The organism is Anaerotignum sp. (assembly GCF_031981185.1).
GTDB lineage: Bacteria > Bacillota > Clostridia > Lachnospirales > Anaerotignaceae > Chakrabartyella.
Genome location: NZ_DALYUL010000011.1, coordinates 91676 through 108342, shown reverse-complemented (window position 1 = coordinate 108342; position 16667 = coordinate 91676). Strand labels below are relative to the sequence as shown.

General features: G+C 36.7%; 12 protein-coding genes and 1 pseudogene. 12 read left to right on the top strand and 1 reads right to left on the bottom strand.

Annotation, left to right across the window (positions count from 1 at the left end):
* Window positions 1-548: 548 nt before the first annotated feature.
* Window positions 549-1226 (top strand): HD-GYP domain-containing protein, encoded by a 678-nt coding sequence (locus RTK36_RS08270; RefSeq protein WP_312046117.1) that lies wholly within the window; start codon window positions 549-551, stop codon window positions 1224-1226.
* Between the two features lie 515 nt (window positions 1227-1741).
* On the opposite strand, the gene brnQ is transcribed toward RTK36_RS08270, so the two are convergent.
* On the bottom strand, window positions 1742-3061 hold the full coding sequence (gene brnQ / locus RTK36_RS08265) for a branched-chain amino acid transport system II carrier protein (protein ID WP_312046115.1): 1320 nt from the start codon (window positions 3059-3061) through the stop codon (window positions 1742-1744).
* 687 nt (window positions 3062-3748) lie between these two features.
* Here brnQ and RTK36_RS08260 point away from each other — a divergent pair.
* From RTK36_RS08260 to RTK36_RS08210, 11 genes and pseudogenes are all read left to right on the top strand, one after another.
* Window positions 3749-4234 (top strand): QueT transporter family protein, encoded by a 486-nt coding sequence (locus tag RTK36_RS08260; protein WP_312046113.1) that lies wholly within the window; start codon window positions 3749-3751, stop codon window positions 4232-4234.
* Between the two features lie 481 nt (window positions 4235-4715).
* Entirely contained in the window at window positions 4716-6629 is a 1914-nt protein-coding gene (locus RTK36_RS08255; protein ID WP_312046111.1) for an oxidoreductase, read from the top strand.
* Between the two features lie 139 nt (window positions 6630-6768).
* A complete protein-coding gene (gene alr, locus RTK36_RS08250) occupies window positions 6769-7962 on the top strand; it encodes an alanine racemase (protein WP_312046109.1) in 1194 nt (397 codons plus the stop codon).
* Between the two features lie 432 nt (window positions 7963-8394).
* Window positions 8395-8757 (top strand): CoA-binding protein, encoded by a 363-nt coding sequence (locus RTK36_RS08245; protein WP_312046107.1) that lies wholly within the window; start codon window positions 8395-8397, stop codon window positions 8755-8757.
* Window positions 8758-8956: 199 nt separating this feature from the next.
* On the top strand, window positions 8957-11431 hold the full coding sequence (locus tag RTK36_RS08240) for an FAD-dependent oxidoreductase (RefSeq protein ID WP_312046105.1): 2475 nt from the start codon (window positions 8957-8959) through the stop codon (window positions 11429-11431).
* A gap of 430 nt (window positions 11432-11861) precedes the next feature.
* Entirely contained in the window at window positions 11862-12986 is a 1125-nt protein-coding gene (locus RTK36_RS08235) for a radical SAM protein (RefSeq protein WP_312046102.1), read from the top strand.
* A gap of 252 nt (window positions 12987-13238) precedes the next feature.
* The gene (locus tag RTK36_RS08230) at window positions 13239-14102 is read left to right on the top strand and encodes a response regulator (protein ID WP_312046100.1); all 864 of its coding nucleotides are present in this window, start codon (window positions 13239-13241) and stop codon (window positions 14100-14102) included.
* Window positions 14095-14556, top strand: a complete 462-nt coding sequence (locus RTK36_RS08225) for a chemotaxis protein CheX (RefSeq protein WP_312046098.1) — start codon at window positions 14095-14097, stop codon at window positions 14554-14556. The genes RTK36_RS08230 and RTK36_RS08225 overlap by 8 nt, the downstream gene beginning before the upstream one ends.
* Before the next feature lie 695 nt (window positions 14557-15251).
* Window positions 15252-15440 carry a ferredoxin gene (locus RTK36_RS08220; protein ID WP_312046096.1) on the top strand — a complete coding sequence of 63 codons (189 nt, stop codon included), beginning with the start codon at window positions 15252-15254 and terminating at the stop codon, window positions 15438-15440.
* A gap of 12 nt (window positions 15441-15452) precedes the next feature.
* Window positions 15453-15794: a cupin domain-containing protein gene (locus tag RTK36_RS08215; protein ID WP_312046094.1), complete on the top strand. Its 342-nt coding sequence runs from the start codon at window positions 15453-15455 to the stop codon at window positions 15792-15794.
* A 51-nt stretch (window positions 15795-15845) separates the two neighbouring features.
* A pseudogene (locus RTK36_RS08210) lies at window positions 15846-16667 on the top strand (hydroxylamine reductase); the annotation flags it as partial.

Sequence of the window (16667 nt, the reverse complement as noted above, 5' to 3'; positions counted from 1 at the left end):
CCCATTCTTTAATAGAGCAGAAAAAAGCTGCAATGGAGAAGTATAATGCCATGCACATTGCATCAGCTAAAATTTCTAAATGCGCCGTCTGAATCATTGTACAATTAAAAAAATGTGCTGATAATTCGATGTTTTATGGTTAGAGCACAGTATCAAGTATACTGCGTTTTTGATGCCTATATAAATATCCCCCATACGAATTGATTTATGTGCTGTTTTTATGTTAATGATAATTGGATGAAATCAGTTGTGAAAGATTTATTTTACCGCAAATACATATGTTTACGTAATATTTTGTAAAATTTTGATCTTATCATTCGGAACATATCTTTACTGCTACATTTTGAAGGTTTTCTATTAACTCCAAAAATGTATTAAAGTAAACCAAAAATCTAATTTGATGATAATTATTCAAGAAAATGTTAATTCTTTTAAGAAGTAACAGCTAAATTATAATAGTAAAAAATTGTAAGAAGAACATAAGGACCAGTTAAATCAAAATTATTGATATGCAGCCTAAGAGGAAAAGCGTAAAGGGGGACGTAATTTTGTTTGAATTTTTTCAAGGTTTAACAGCAGATGAATTGATTCATATGTTGCCTGAAGATCAAATTAGGCATAGCTTAAATGTAGAAATACTTGTTGGAAAGCTAGTAGAATGGCTACCAAAGCCCAAGGAAGCACAATTGCTTGCGTATTACAGCAGAGCTGCCTATTATCATGACATTGGGAAGGTTTGTGTCCCTCCTTATATACTGAATAAAACAGGGGCATTAACTGTGGAAGAACGCTACATTATTCGATGTCACACAATTTATGCCCAGGACTTGCTTGCTTATTATAGGGAAAGTGGTACAGGAGAGATACCGTTGTTTCTTCTTCCGCTTACTGTACAGACGGCTGTTTATCATCATGAATGGTGGAATGGGAAAGGGTATCCCTATGGGTTAAGCGGTACGGATATTCCATATGTGGCAAGGATAACTTCCATATGCGATGCATATGATGCAATGGTAAGCAATCGCCCCTATCATCAGGCATTTACCCATGAATATGCCTGTGAGGAGATTAGGAGGGGGGCTGGTACCCAGTTCGACCCATTGCTTACAAAGGTTTTTTTAAAGCATGAAAAAGAAGTTGCACGCATTGTTCATGAAATTTGCCAATATCCCACGGACAAGCTTGAAATAGAAAAAAAACGACTTCTAATAAGCAAACAGAGTTGAACTTTACATTGCTAGTTTTCGTAATCTGAAAAGTTTAAATTTGATGATATAGAAAGAAAGTTCTAATGATAATAATGAGGTCATAACTTTTGATTGAAGAAGATGTGGCCTTATTTTTATGTTTCAGGGATTAAGTAGACATAGTAGAAGGTGATTAAAAGCAATAAATTAATAGGAGCTATTTACCCATAAATTAGAAATTAAGTACAAATTATTAAACGGCGATAAGGATAGAAGAATTGAGTTTTGCTGTATGAAGTAAAACAGATAAAAAAGAAATTGAAAGATTACAAAAATAGATCATAAGAGATAATTGGAAATTTTTTATTCACGGTTGGAATTCTTATTGGTTATGTGACTTAAGAGAAATAACAAGAGAGTGAAAATGAGGTGAATTTTGATAATGATAATTTTATAAAAATAATAGAATCATACCAATATTCCATCGATTTATAATAGAAAAAACAGAAATGAAAAAAGTAGGGCGCTAGTCATCAGACTAGCGCTCGTTCATATTAAGCTAAATCTGCTTGTTCCGTTTTTGATGCAAGAAGTGCTTTTTCGGACATAGGGATAAATTTACCGATGATGCCACCAATGATTGCAGGAAGAACCCATCCACACTGGAATGTTGCAAGAGGAAGACTCTTTACAAATTCAAATGGTAAACCATAACCTAATAATACATCGGCACCACTTGCCAATAAAGCCATAGCTGCAGCACCAATATAGATATTATTGTTTTTAATTTTATTTGCAAAGAAACTTAAGAAAATCATAACAAGAATTACTGGGTATAAAAGTGTTAAAATTGGCCCTGCAATGCTAATAATTGTAGAAATGCCGAAGTTTGAAATAATGTAGCTGAAAATTACTTCAATAATAACAATTTTTGTATAGGAAATTTTATTGTTTGTCAATTCAACAAAAACGGAAGCGCAGGAAGAAACTAATCCGATTGCTGTGGTAATACAAGCAAAGAAAACAATGATGCCTAAAATTAAGATACCGTAGTTGCCAATCAGTTTTTGGGTAATAGCAACAAGCAATATAGACTGATTATAATTTTCAAAGCCACCTGCAGATGTTGTAGCACCTAAGAAACACAGGCCACCATAGACGATAAACAAAGCAAATGCCGCAAAAAAGCTGGATTGAGTAATAATCTTTACCGTTGCTTTTTTATCAGTGTATCCTTTGCTGTGTGCTGCGGAAACAATAGTGATGATGAATACGATAGATACTAAAACATCCATTGTTTGATATCCTGAAAGAACGCCTTCTTTTGCTGTATCAAAATTGGTTGTAACTACAATGTCACCAATTGGATGTAAATAGCCGACTACGATTAATCCTAAAAGACAGGCAACCAATGCGGGTGTAAAAAACTTACCAATAACATCGATTACGCCAGATGGACGGATTGCAAAGAGAAGTACTAAGCCAAAAAAGATTGCGCCAAATACCCAAGAGCTAATAGAAGGGAAAATTGGCATAACGCCCATTTCGAAAGTGGTTGCTGCTGTACGCGGGATACATAAAAATGGCCCAATACATAAGACAACTAAAATATTCATGATAAATGAAGGCACTCTACCCAATTTGCCGGTGAGACCATTTATTGAAATATCCCCTGTTTTAATCATTGCAAAAATTGCTGCTAATGCCACCCCTACGTCAGCTACAAAAAAACATAAAAAGCCGATGAACCAATCACTACCTGCATTTATCCCTAAGTAAGGGGGGAAAATCAGGTTACCTGCACCAAAAAACGTTGCAAATAATGCCATACCGATTACGGCAATGTCAAGCATGCCTTTTTTCTTTTCTTTCATTTTACGAATTCCTCCTTGTGCTAATGAACATATACTTTTCTTCTCTTTTCATCGCGCAATAGTAATTGTTAAAAAAATTACGCATGCTTTACATTATGTTACATAATGGCGAAGATTTCAAGAGGGTAAAAAAAATTTCAGTGAAATAAGCCAACACAAAAAAAGGAAATTGGAAATAAATTTATAAAATTAACCAAAAAAAACGATTAGAATGGCGAAAAATGAGAAGTTATAGAACTTTTTGGGAAATTTGCTTAAAATAAATGCAAAATTGGATGAAAAATATTTCATTTTATTGATGAAAGGACTGTAGAAACTAAGAATTTATTGACTTTTTTTCTATGTTAAAATCGACGGAAGTTATAGATTTTTGTTTGAATTAGTAGAAAATCTGACAAATGAAAGATATTGTTTGATAAATATAAAATTATCTAAATGAAATACATCTTTATGAGTTGTTTGCCATAAAAAAACTGCTGATCATATTTTTATTATGAAAATGAGATGTGGTCTGTTTGTATAAATAGAATTGGACTTAGCCGCACACAGATGAAATAAGCCTTGCATTATTTGAGAAAACCTTATATAATTATCTCATTAAAGAAAACAAAATATATGAGATGTTCCTTGCGAAGGACAGAAGATCTGTCCCACCATCTCGTAAATAAAAAACAGGGGGTTTTTTTTATGGGAAAAAATAAGATATCTGTTAAGTTTTTAGTGATTACTGCAATGATTGCAGCGGTCTATTTTGTAATGACTATGGCCATTGCACCGCTGTCATTTGGTTTTATCCAAATGCGTATTTCAGAGGTTCTGGTGCTTCTTGCATTTATTGACAAACGGTATGTACCGGGGTTAATATTGGGTTGTATTATTGCAAATTTATTTAGTCCTTTTGGGATGATAGATGTGTTTTTCGGAACAGCATGTACAGTAGCTGCACTTTGGGGGATTACCCACAGTAAAACCTTATTTGGTGCCAGTTTATGGCCTGTATTCTGTAATGCTTTTATCGGCGTTGAGCTTTATATTTTAGGGGAGTGCCCTTTATTTTTCGGAATGGCCACAGTTGCCATTGGTGAGTTTTTAGCAGTTTCTTGCGTGGGATATGTTTTGTTCCGCCAAATCATGAAAAATCCCGGGCTTATGGCGCGGTTGAAATTCGCTTAAATTATATAGTTTCTATGGAGTAACTTTGCATTAAACAAAGTTACTCTTTTTTTTGTTCATATTAGCGGTAAGACTTGCTTTTTTTCAGTAGAAAAAACTGAGATTGAAAGTTATTTGTGAAATGCGAAAAGGCAACAGAGCATGGCTGAGTTACTGAATATAATTTAAATTAGGAATAAGAATTACTTTTGAGCTATATTAAATAGAAAATATATTGATTCGTGCTGGTTTTGTTTGTTTTTTTTATCTTTCATTTTGAAAACACATTATTTATGATATAATTTTAATACAAGACTTACAGAATTTACAAAATTTAAATGAGAATTAGTAGGTAAAGTATTACAGTTCATTTTAAGAGCATTGTGAATGAAAACAGTCTCTTAGGGAGCACCCATGTTTTCCGAAACCTTACTGCTCTCGAAATATTAGTACAACCACAGAGTTAATGTTGATTATGTATTAAGAATAACGGAGGGATTTTATGTTATATTCTTCATTTAGAATAAGAGAGATGGAACTTAAAAATAGATGGATTATGTTGGCCATGCACACAGGTTTTGCAGAGAGCGATGTATTTAGCGAAAGAGAATTTGCCTATTATGAAGCAAGAGCCAAAGGCGGTGCTGCTGCCATAACGCTAACTTTGAGTGTAAATGAGGCTGGAATTTTAAAGGGAATGCACCAAATAGGTAATTTATCTTTGCAAAGCATGAAAGAGTTGGTGGAACGGTTGCATCAATATGATTGCAAGCTGATTGCACAGCTGTTTCACTGTGGGCGGAATGAAAGCCTAGAAAACCATGGGGAAAGACCCTTGGTTGCGCCCTCCTCGGTGCCTTCTCCAATTTTTAAGGCGGAGCCTATGGAAATGAGTGAGAAGGATTTGGCTGAAACAATGGAAGCCTTCGCTTTGGCAGGGGAGTTTTGTAAAAGTGCAGGTGTTGATGCAATTGAGATTAGTGCTTCTGCGGGCTACTTATTATCCGAATTTTTGTCACCAATCACAAATTTACGAAAAGATTCCTATGGTTATGAAACCAATCGGGGAATGAATTATCCTTTGGAAGTGATTCAAACTGTTCGGGAGAAAGTTGGAGAGCTACCTGTTATTCTTAAGGTTTCCGGTGCACAAATGATGGATGGTGGGTATGAATTAGAGGATACCATTTCTTTTTGTCGTTTGGCTTCGGATAATATTGACTGCGTTACCGTAACAGGGGGATGGCATGAATCTCCTGTTAACCAAATTTCCTATCGAGTATCTAAGGGTGCCTATGCTCCTTTGGCGGGAGCAATTAGAAAATACACAGGACTGCCTGTAATAGCCTGTAATCGCATTCATGATGGGGAAACAGCAGAGCGCTTGTTGGGAGGAAGTCTTTGTGACCTTGTTGGAACAGCCAGAGCTTTTTTGGCAGACCCTCAATTTGCAAATAGAGTGGAACAAAAGGAACTGTTTTTACCATGCCAAGGTTGTAACCGTTGCATTACCAGCGTTTTGAAGGGCCAGGAGATATGGTGTGGCTTTAATCCAGAAGTGGGTCAGGAATTCTTTGAAAATCAGCGCAGAAAAATAGCTACTCGCAAAGAGGTAATTGTAGTGGGTGGCGGTCCCTCTGGTTTGGAGGCTGCAAAGAAATCGGCAGAGCGTGGGTTTATGACAACCTTAATTACTGAGGAACCTTCCTTGGGGGGACAATTTATTTTAGCTGCAAAGCCACCAAAAAAAGGTGAGATTTCTCAGTATGTGGCTTATATGGAAGAAACATTGAAAAATTTAGGGGTAAAGATTATTTTTGAACAGAAATGTGATGCAAATTTCTTGCTTTCAAAGAAGCCATATTTTACTGTTATTGCAACAGGCAGCCAGCCAAGCAGTCCTAGCATTGAAGGAGTGGAAAATGGGATTTTTGCCAATGATATTTTATCTGGAGTGTCTACTTTGCCACCACAGTCGGAAGAAGGGCAAATTGTAATCATCGGTGGCGGCGTTGTGGGTTTGGAAACAGCGGCTTTTATCAAGGAAACAGATCAGGAACGTAGAATGAAAATTATTGAAGCTAAGGCTACTTTTGGAAGAGGCCTTGGAGCGTTATCCAGACCTTTAATATCCCAATTACAGGCTAATGGCGTTCAGTTAATGCCAGACACCACAGCGGATGCCTTAGAGACTGGGAAAGTTTATATTTCCATCGGGGAGCAGAAGTTTTTTCTTCAAGCAGATGCTGTTCTCTTGGCAACAGGAGCACAGGCACGTGAATATGCCGATTTAACAATGCCGTTGATGGATGAAAGGCTATCCTATTCCTTAGTTGGTGATGCAGAAACCCTTGGGGATGGAGGAGATGCAATCAAATCTGCATATGAATTATTCACCAGACTTTATCTGGCTTAAAGCATAGTAAAAGTGAACAAAAATCCGGAAGTTTATTGCTTATTCTCGGCAATTGTACTATAATAAATGAGGTTTTAATGGTAACAAATGTTATTCTAAAGTACTTTGATTCAAGTGAGAAAGCAAAGGGGGAAATGAGATGGATTTTATCAAAAGAACTTGGGCAGAAATTGATATGGATGCATTGGCGCATAATATCAAGAGTATTCAATCCAAGTTAGCTGCTGGAGAAAAGGTAATGGGTATTGTAAAAGCTGACGCTTATGGCCATGGTGATGGCTTTGTGGCGCGTGCTTTGCAGGATGCAGGTTTTGATTGGTTTGGCGTTTCTAATATCGAAGAAGGCATGAGTTTGCGTAATGAAGGGATTGTAAAACCTATTTTAGTTTTAGGTTATACTCCCATTGAAACTGTTCGTATTATGAATGAAAATAAGATAACACAGACTTTGGTTGGCATGGATTATACAAAAGCTTTGCAAAAAGAAGCAGAATTAGCCGGTGTAGTCATTGACGTTCATGTGAAATTGGACACGGGCATGACCCGGGTGGGTTTCCAGGTAGATGAAGATCACTTTGATGAGTCTTTACAGGAATTGATTGAGGTAAGTAAAATGCCAAATCTTCATATCACAGGCATTTTTACCCACCATGCAGTGGCAGATGCTTATCAGGCGGACAACCCTAAATTTACTGAAATGCAGTTTACTCGTTTTAACAAAATGGTAAATGCGTTAAAGGATGCAGGTGTGGATGTTGGTATTCCCCATTGTGCAAACAGCGCAACCACCATTGCTTACCCCGAAAAACATTTAGGCATGTGCCGCTCCGGAATCATTACATACGGTATGCTCCCCTCAGGCGAGTGTGAAGGCATGATTGACATAAAACCATTAATGACATTGAAAACCACAGTTGGCTTAGTTAAGCACGTAAAAGCTGGTTCTCAGCTTTCTTACGGAAGAACCTACACAGCCGAAACAGATAGAGTTATTGCTACAGTTCCCATTGGTTATGCCGATGGATATAATCGCTCCTTATCCAATAAAGCAAGAATGCTGGTAAACGGACACTTTGCTCCTGTTGTGGGACGTGTTTGTATGGATCAGCTAATGCTGGATGTAACAGGCATTCCTGATGTAAAGATGGGGGATGAAGTGGTTGTCTTCGGACATCAGGGTGATCAAGTATTGCCTATTGAAGAATTGGCGGATATGCTTGGAACCATCAACTATGAACTTACTTGCGTTGTTACAAAAAGAGTACCCCGGGTATTTGTACAAGGCGGCAAGGTAATTGGCGTAGTTGATCACGTATTACATCAATATAAATAAAAATAGAATTAAAATAATTAAGATGATAAACCTCTAATGTTGAAGTACTTGCATAGAGGTTTTTTCTTTTATTAGGATTTTTATAAGTGTTCTTTAATTGCCATATGTATATCTTCTATCAGTTTATCAATGAATTAGTAATGATTTTTTAGAAATACTGAAGTATGATAGCTCCAAAAAATGAAATTGGATAAAAGCAATGGATTAAAGAAAAAATAATATAGACTGACTTGAAAGATAGCGAAAATGAAATGGTTTCCCTTTTTGAGAGCTCCAAATGTTAGAGTTAGTAAAAAATGTGGGTTATAATTACTTCTCAGTTGAATTTGTAAAAAAATGATATATAATGATAATTATTAGAGGTTAGCGGAAACAAAAGGAAAAAAGAAAGTTCTTAGACAAAATGAAAATAGAATTGTGGAGGGTGATTATATGGATTTAAAGGATATTATGCAGGAAAAAGTATTTGCAGTTGTTGGTGATACTTTAAATGAGGAAAAATACGCTTATAAAATTAAAAATGAACTGACAGAGCATGGCTACAAGGTTTACAGCGTAGGAAAAGAGCTGCCTTCGATCAATGATGTTCCTGATACAATTGATGTCATTGATTTGTGCATTCATCCCTCCAAGGGGCTAAAGTTAATAAAGGAATGCAATAAAGATTATAAATATATCTTGATTCAACCCGGTGCTGAAAGCCAAGAAATACTGGAATATTTGGATAAAACCCATACTCCCTATTTGGAGGGGTGTGCGCTGGTTGGCGTAAGGTTGTATTGCAAAGAAAAATAATGACAAGCCCTTTGGATATTAACTTTAGCAAAACCCCCAATTCTCTTTAGAATGTAATCTGCAATAGAACAAAAGGGATTGCGGAATATAACAGAATTCTTCTTTGTGACAAGGTTACAGAAATTTCTTTGTATAAAGATTATAATGAGTTCAAAGATTAGTTAGACAAATAACAAACGTTATTAAGGGGGATATTGATATGGCTAAAAAAACACTTATCATCGGCGGCGTAGCCGGAGGTGCTACCACAGCAACAAGACTTCGCAGAAGAGATGATTCTATGGAAATTGTCATGTTTGAGCGCGGTGATTATATTTCCTACGCAAACTGCGGATTGCCTTATTATATTGGTGGTGTAATCGAGTCAAGGGATGCTCTTCTGGTAACAAAGCTCGAAGTAATGCGAGATAGATTTCATATAGATGTACGGGTATCCAGTGAGGTAACAAAAATCATTCCCGAAGAAAAGAAGATTGAAGTAACCAATAAAAAAACCGGAGAGGTTTATGAAGAAACTTATGATAATTTGATTTTGGCAACAGGTTCTTCACCAATTAAGCCTCCGATTCCTGGAATTAATGCTGAAAATATTTTTACTTTATGGACAGTACCGGATACTGACCGAATTAAGGCTTATCTCAATGAGAAAAAACCTAGAAGTGCGGCAGTTATCGGTGGCGGGTTTATCGGCTTAGAGATGGCGGAAAATCTTCATGCAGAGGGCTTAGAGGTTTCTGTGATTGAAATGCAAACTCAAGTTATGGCTCCAGTCGACCCTGAAATGGCAAATTTGGTTCATGAAAATATGATAATGAATAACGTGAACTTGATTTTAGGTGATGGCGTAAAGGAGTTCCATCATAAAGGGACTACAATTCAAATTGAGCTAACCAGTGGTAATGTAGTGGAAACGGATATGGTAATTTTATCTATCGGCGTTCGTCCAAATAATGAGCTGGCAAAACAGGCTGGGCTTGCTTTGAATCAAAAAGGCGGCGTTTTGGTGGATGATTATCTGCAGACCTCTATTCCTGATATTTACGCTGTGGGCGACGTTATCGAAGTTACCCACTATATTACAAAAGATAAAACAATGATTCCTTTGGCAGGGCCTGCAAACAAACAGGCGAGGATTTTGGCCGACAACATTGTAGGTGACAAGAAAAAATATAATGGAACCATGGGAACTGCAGTGGCAAAAGTATTTGATTTAGATGTTGCAAGCGTAGGTCTGAATGAAAAGCAATTAAAGGCAATGGGCAAGGTAAAGAACCAAGATTATTATGTGGCTTTGATTAATCAGAAATCCCATGCTGGTTATTACCCAGGAGCAACACCTTTAACCCTGAAAATGATTTTTGATGGCGATGGAAAAATCCTTGGCGGTCAGATTGTAGGGCAGGATGGGGTTGACAAACGAATTGATACCCTTGCTACAACGATGCGACTGGATGGAACGATTTATCAATTAGAGGAATTGGAACTTGCCTATGCACCACCATTTTCCTCTGCAAAGGATCCCGTAAATATGTTGGGGTTTGTGGCCGAAAATATTCTGCGAGGTCAGGTGAAATTCATTGACTGGAATGAATTAGATGCTCTTTTGTCAGATGAAAGCAAAAAGAATTCCTATACCGTGTTGGATGTGACGGAGGAAATGGAACGAATGGTATTTGCAGTTCCCGGCTCTATCCATATCCCTTCAGGACAGATTCATGCCAGATGGAGTGAATTGGATAAGAATAAAACGGTAATTTTGTACTGTACCATTGGTGTTCGCTCCTATAATGCGGCAAGAGTGCTGATTCAAAAAGGATTTAAAGATGTTATAGTTTTATCAGGAGGAACCAGCTTCTATAAATCTATGCATTATAAAAAAAGTAAGGTTCAATTAAAAGAGGCAGAAAAAAAAACAGTAGAACCAGTGCAGATTTCTGATAAAGAGATGAAAATTCTCAATTGCTGTGGATTACAGTGTCCAGGGCCAATTATGAAAGTGCATGAAACCATTTCCGGTATGAAGGAGAATGAATTGCTAAAAGTTTCTGCTACGGATATGGGCTTTGCTGCTGATATAGATTCTTGGTGTCGTAGAACAGGCAACACCTTGGTGAAAACAGAAAGACAAAATAAAGAAAATATTGTTTATATTAAAAAGGGCACGGAAAACAAGGTGCAAAAGGAAAATCAGATTATTGAGACACCTCAGGGAAAAACAATTATAGTTTTTAGCGGTGACTTGGATAAGGTGCTTGCGTCCTTTATTATCGCAAATGGTGCAGCCTCTATGGGTAGACCTGTAACCATGTTCTTTACCTTCTGGGGATTAAATGCGCTGAGAAAGTCTAATGGGCCTTCTGTAGAGAAGCCTTTCATGGATAGAATGTTTGGAGCTATGATGCCTAGGGGAAGTGGGAAATTGAAGCTTTCCAAGATGAATATGGCGGGCATGGGAACAGCCATGATGAAAAAGGTCATGAATGATAAAAATGTGGATTCTCTTGAAACCTTGATGCAGCATGGGCTGAAAAATGGAATTCGCTTAGTTGCATGCACCATGTCTATGGACATAATGGGAATTACGAAAGATGAGCTCATTGATGGAGTTGAATTTGCAGGGGTAGCATCCTATCTTGGAGATGCAGAAGAATCAAATGTAAATTTATTTATCTAAGTCAATTGAAGTTTATTAATAATTTTAAGTATGAAGACGACTATCTGTTTCATGTGCAGATAGTCGTTTTGCTTCGTATGAGAATCCACAAAATTAATCAATCAATTTATTTTCACATTAAAAAATAGTAAAAATATATAAACATGGCTTAATAGAAAATACATGGGAAATTACATAAGATGACTATTCCCTTTGAAGACGGTGTGCTATAATTGATTAAATCTAAAGAATAAAGGTAAATGATCGATGCATGGGGATATTTTTTGTGCCATATTTGTGTTTGAGTGAGTGCTGCTATAGAAAAGTGCTTTTTCAGAAACTGCATCAAAAAATATAAATACGTTAATAACAAGCGTTTGCATTACACAGATGAAAACTGCTTAGATAATAATTTAAGTTTTGCAGGATAATTAAAGGAGAATAGAAAGATATGAAGATTTCCAAAAAAGATGCTTTGATGTGGTTTGAATTTTTCTCTGCTTTGCCAGAAGAGGAAGAATTTTTGACAAAACAGCAAGAAATCATTTATGCGGTCTTTGCACAAATTGAAGCTGCTGTTGATGATAGAAATGAAAAACTTATGGCAGAAATAAAAAATTTGAAAACACTGAATCATCGAACCCTTTATGTAGGCAATGATAGCAAATTTCCTAAGGGATGCTGTTCTTGCTTGTTGGGTACTGGACTGAGTGCCATCAGAAAGACCAATAAATGCAATGTAGAGTGTAAGTTTTGCTACAACTATGGTGAGCTTGATGATATAGAACCCATTGGTGAAGGCCTTTGGGAAATTGGTGGCACCAAATATTATGAAAAGGATATTGATTTACTTCTGTCTATTCAAGAAAAGCCAACAGGCGTTTCCTATGTGTATTTAGAGCCATTTATGGAAATTGAAAAATATTATTCTATTATTAAGAAATTCAGAAATGCTGGCGTTCATCAGCATTTGTATACAAATGGTATTCTGGCAACAGAAGAGACGTTGAAGGCGTTGGGAGAAGCTGGTCTTGATGAAATTCGCTTTAATTTAGGCGCGTCAAATTGTTCCGATAAGGTAATCGAAAATATTGGAATTGCAAAGAAATATATCAAGCGTGTAGGCATTGAAACACCTATGACACCTGAACTTTTTGAGGTTTTCTTCAAGAAAAAACAAGCAATTTTAGATACAAAATTAGACTTTATAAATTGTGCTGAATTGCATTTAAACGGAAACAATATAGAAAATTATGCCGGTGAAAATATGTATATATCTCGCCATGGTTATATTTCTCCCATTTGGAGTAGGGAATTGACCTTGAAATTCATGAAAATTGCCGATGAAGAAAATTGGGATTTGGCTGTTCATGATTGCTCTAATCATACAAAGTTTATCCGTGGAATGAATTTACGGGGTAAAGAAGGTGGTTGGTTTGGCTCCAATAACTATGCCTGCGAATTCACAAGAATTCCCACCGAAGTTTTTTTGCCAATATTGCAGGATGAAGATTTTCAATTTTTGGAAGAAGAAGAATTACCACGGGGCTATAAACCAGGAGAGATGATGTTTTAGTCGTGATATTTGCTAATGGAATGAAAATATATTTTAAATGATATAAGGGGTAATGGTTTACAATAAATTTCTATTGAAATTACGATAAAGCACTATGCGCACGAAAAGGAATAGGCTATAATAGGAATATACAAAAAAAGGTAAACTTGTAAAAAAGAAAGGGGAGAGAAGCTCAAAAAAACATAAGAAAATATAATTTGTGGGTTGAGGAAAACGTTTACTGATTTTACGTGGGATAAGGGTAGGTGCATAATGAAAGATATAAAAATAGTTATAGTTGATGATTCTCTTTTTTCGGTGGCAATGATAAGCAATATCCTTCAGGAAAAAGGCTTTGAGGTCATCGGAAGTGCAAATTCTATGAAAGAGGCAGTAGAAGTTGTTTCTGCTTTAAAACCTGATCTTGTGACAATGGATATGACAATGCCCGATGCAGACGGCCTTGAGTGCACAAAAGCCCTTCGAAAAATTGATCCAGATTTAAAGGTAGTGGTAATCAGTTCTATGATGGATGAAGAAATTCTGCGAAAAGCAAAGAAAGAAAAGGTATCCGGTTATGTTCAAAAGCCTGTTGATGGGGACGAGCTTTCTTTATTGATTCGCCGTATTATGGCGGATGAAGAATTGTTTGCAGAACTGGAACAGTTGTATTTTACGGCATTTAAAGAGGCTTTGACAGATACCTTTAATAAATTTTTCAAGGCTGTTCCCACTTATCAAGAGGCAAGAACCTGTAATGATGAATACACATCAAGAGGGGTTTCTGTGGTTATGGGGGTAATCGGTAAGTACTCAGGCAGAATGATTTTAGATATGTCCTTTGATTCGGCAAGAAAGGCAGCCTCCAGCGTGCTTAAAAAAGAAGAATTATCAGAAGAGTATGTAATTAATGTGTTGGGTGAAATGGCCAACATTATAGCAGGAAATGCATGCTCTATGCTGAATAAGAATAATGAAATATTTGGATTGCGCGTTGCTCCACCTACTGTAGTACATGGGGAGTCCATTACCATTTCTAAATTGAAATTGGATACTGTCACTTCAGTAGAAGCAGATACCCTTTTTGGTGAAATTTATATGAGCGTAGGTTTTAATAGGAGCGAATGTAATGAATGAAGAGATTATAAGTGCATTTAAAGATGCGGTATTGAATGTGGTCCCTATGTTGGGGATAAGCGATGTAAAATTTATTGGCGAAGAAAATCATAACAAACAAATCGAATCCAGTGGAGTTATTAGCATTATAGGCATTATTGGGGATTTGACAGGAAATGTATTTTTATCTATGCAAGAGGAATGTGCGAAAAAAATTGCTTCCTATATGATGTTTGGCATGGAGGTAGTGGATTTTGATGAACTTGCTCAAAGCGCTATTTCAGAATTAAGCAATATGCTTGCTGCCAATGCAAGTATTTCTCTTTCCGAAAAGGGAAGAAAAACGGATATTTCTACACCGACATTAATGACGGGAGAGTTTACCGTAATTTCTAGTTTGCCGGATGTAATAAGTTTAAGTATGTTAATAGAAGATATGCCCTTTAACATTTATTTGTCTATTAAAGAAAGATAAAGAAGTAGGGCTGTTGAAATTACATAAAAACATTGTTCTCTGTATAAAGATTAAAGCCACCAAGACCTTCTAAGGTTTGGTGGGCTTTTTTTTGTTCATTACGTAATCATAAACCAAGGAATATCAGTATTTGTAAGAAGGGTTTTCAAATAGATTCTCAAACTTTGAAAAAGCTTATAGGGGGAGGACAAAGCACTGGATATTCAAAGTTTTTATTATTTAGAGTTTCATTCATACAGGTAATAATTTGCGTTTCAGGTGAATTGGAAAACTATTCACAATGGATAGCATATTGTTGGTTTAGCCCTGTTTTAGAGGAATTTTTAAGCGCTTAATGGTAGGAATGTTTGGGTATTCAGTAAAATAAGAAAATCTATAAAATTTATCAGAAGTAAAATAGACAATGATTATCTTTTCTTTCAAATATGAACATTACAGTTCAATTGCTTGTGTGGAGGTAACATTGTCTTTTTTTATTAATTAGGATAAAAGCATTATGTGAGGCTTCCTTTGATTTAAATGAAAGGCAGCCTTAAACTTTAAAAATTACAAAAAAAATATGGATTTACCTAAATTTACAATTTTTTTATTTACGTTGTTAAAACAACATAAATGTTGTTTACACCATGTTATACTGAGTTCAACAAATGAAGCCAACAAAAGTATAAAGATGATTTTGGAAAGGAGAGTTTCTTATGAAGTATTTTGTAAATGACAGTTGTATCGGGTGTGGATTATGTGCAATGGCTTGTCCTGAGGTTTTTGAAATGAATAATGCAGGCGTAGCAATTGCTTCTGAAGGAGAAGTTCCCCCAGAAGTGTTGGAGTCAGCGGCTCAAGCTCAGGGTGGTTGCCCTGTGGGTGCCATTGAAAATACAGACTAAGGAGGCGATTGTATGAGCTACATTAAAAATATGGAACACGAAAAAGCCTTAATGTTAGCCAACGAAGTCACTATTCAGAAGGGTCAAGTGGTAAGTAAAACGTTAGCCCAGAATCCTCATGTCAGCGTAACCCTTTTTGCTTTTGATAAGGGAGAGGAAATCAGTTCCCATGATTCCACCGGTGATGCAATGGTTATCGTTCTGGAGGGGACTGGCCAATTCACGGTGGATGGCACTGAATATGTTTTGAACCCAGGCGAGTCCCTGATCATGCCTGCAAAGAAGCCCCATGCGGTCTTTGCAAAGGAAGCATTTAAAATGTTGCTCACAGTTGTTTTTCCGCCTGCAGTTTGATGGGAAGCAACTAAAAATACAAAAAAATAAAAAAAATTTGGAGGAAAAACCATGGAAAATAAAATGTTTTGTTATCAATGTCAAGAAACAGCAGGATGCACAGGATGTACACAAGTAGGTGTATGTGGTAAAAAGCCAGATGTTGCAGCAATGCAAGATTTATTGATTTATGTTACCAAGGGTCTGTCTGCTGTTACAACTGCATTACGTACTGAAGGAACAGAGGTTACCAAGGCGATCAATCACTTGATTACACTAAATCTCTTTACAACAATTACAAATGCCAATTTTGATAAAGAAGCTATCATCGCTCGCATTCGTGCCACTTTGGATACAAAGAAAGAATTAATTGCCCAAGTGAAAAACAAAGAAGCTCTGCCTGAAGCGGCACTTTGGGATGAGGAAGAAGCTGCTTTTGATGCCAAAGCCGCTGTGGTAGGCGTGCTTTCCACAGAAAATGAAGATGTTCGTTCTTTACGCGAACTGATAACCTATGGCTTAAAAGGTCTTTCTGCATACTCAAAGCATGCGAATGTTTTGCTTCAAGAGGATGGCGAGGTAGATGCATTTTTACAGCGTGCCCTGTCGGCTACGTTAGATGACAGCCTTTCTGCTGACGAATTGGTAGCACTGACACTGGAGACCGGTAAGTACGGCGTTTCCGGTATGGCATTGTTGGATAAAGCAAATACTGAAGCATATGGCAATCCTGAAATTACCAAAGTAAATATCGGTGTTGGCACTCGTCCGGGCATCTTGGTTTCTGGTCATGACCTACTGGATTTGGAAATGCTCCTGAAGCAGACACAGGGAACGGGGGTTGATGTGTATACTCACTCTGAAATGTTACCTGCACACTACTATCCTGCATTC

Coding starts and splice junctions, on each gene's coding strand:
- brnQ (WP_312046115.1), bottom strand. CDS start 3,061: ATGAAAGAAAAGAAAAAAGGCATGCTTGACATTGCCGTAATCGGTATG.
- RTK36_RS08260 (WP_312046113.1), top strand. CDS start 3,749: ATGGGAAAAAATAAGATATCTGTTAAGTTTTTAGTGATTACTGCAATG.
- RTK36_RS08255 (WP_312046111.1), top strand. CDS start 4,716: ATGTTATATTCTTCATTTAGAATAAGAGAGATGGAACTTAAAAATAGA.
- alr (WP_312046109.1), top strand. CDS start 6,769: ATGGATTTTATCAAAAGAACTTGGGCAGAAATTGATATGGATGCATTG.
- RTK36_RS08245 (WP_312046107.1), top strand. CDS start 8,395: ATGGATTTAAAGGATATTATGCAGGAAAAAGTATTTGCAGTTGTTGGT.
- RTK36_RS08240 (WP_312046105.1), top strand. CDS start 8,957: ATGGCTAAAAAAACACTTATCATCGGCGGCGTAGCCGGAGGTGCTACC.
- RTK36_RS08235 (WP_312046102.1), top strand. CDS start 11,862: ATGAAGATTTCCAAAAAAGATGCTTTGATGTGGTTTGAATTTTTCTCT.
- RTK36_RS08230 (WP_312046100.1), top strand. CDS start 13,239: ATGAAAGATATAAAAATAGTTATAGTTGATGATTCTCTTTTTTCGGTG.
- RTK36_RS08225 (WP_312046098.1), top strand. CDS start 14,095: ATGAATGAAGAGATTATAAGTGCATTTAAAGATGCGGTATTGAATGTG.
- RTK36_RS08220 (WP_312046096.1), top strand. CDS start 15,252: ATGAAGTATTTTGTAAATGACAGTTGTATCGGGTGTGGATTATGTGCA.
- RTK36_RS08215 (WP_312046094.1), top strand. CDS start 15,453: ATGAGCTACATTAAAAATATGGAACACGAAAAAGCCTTAATGTTAGCC.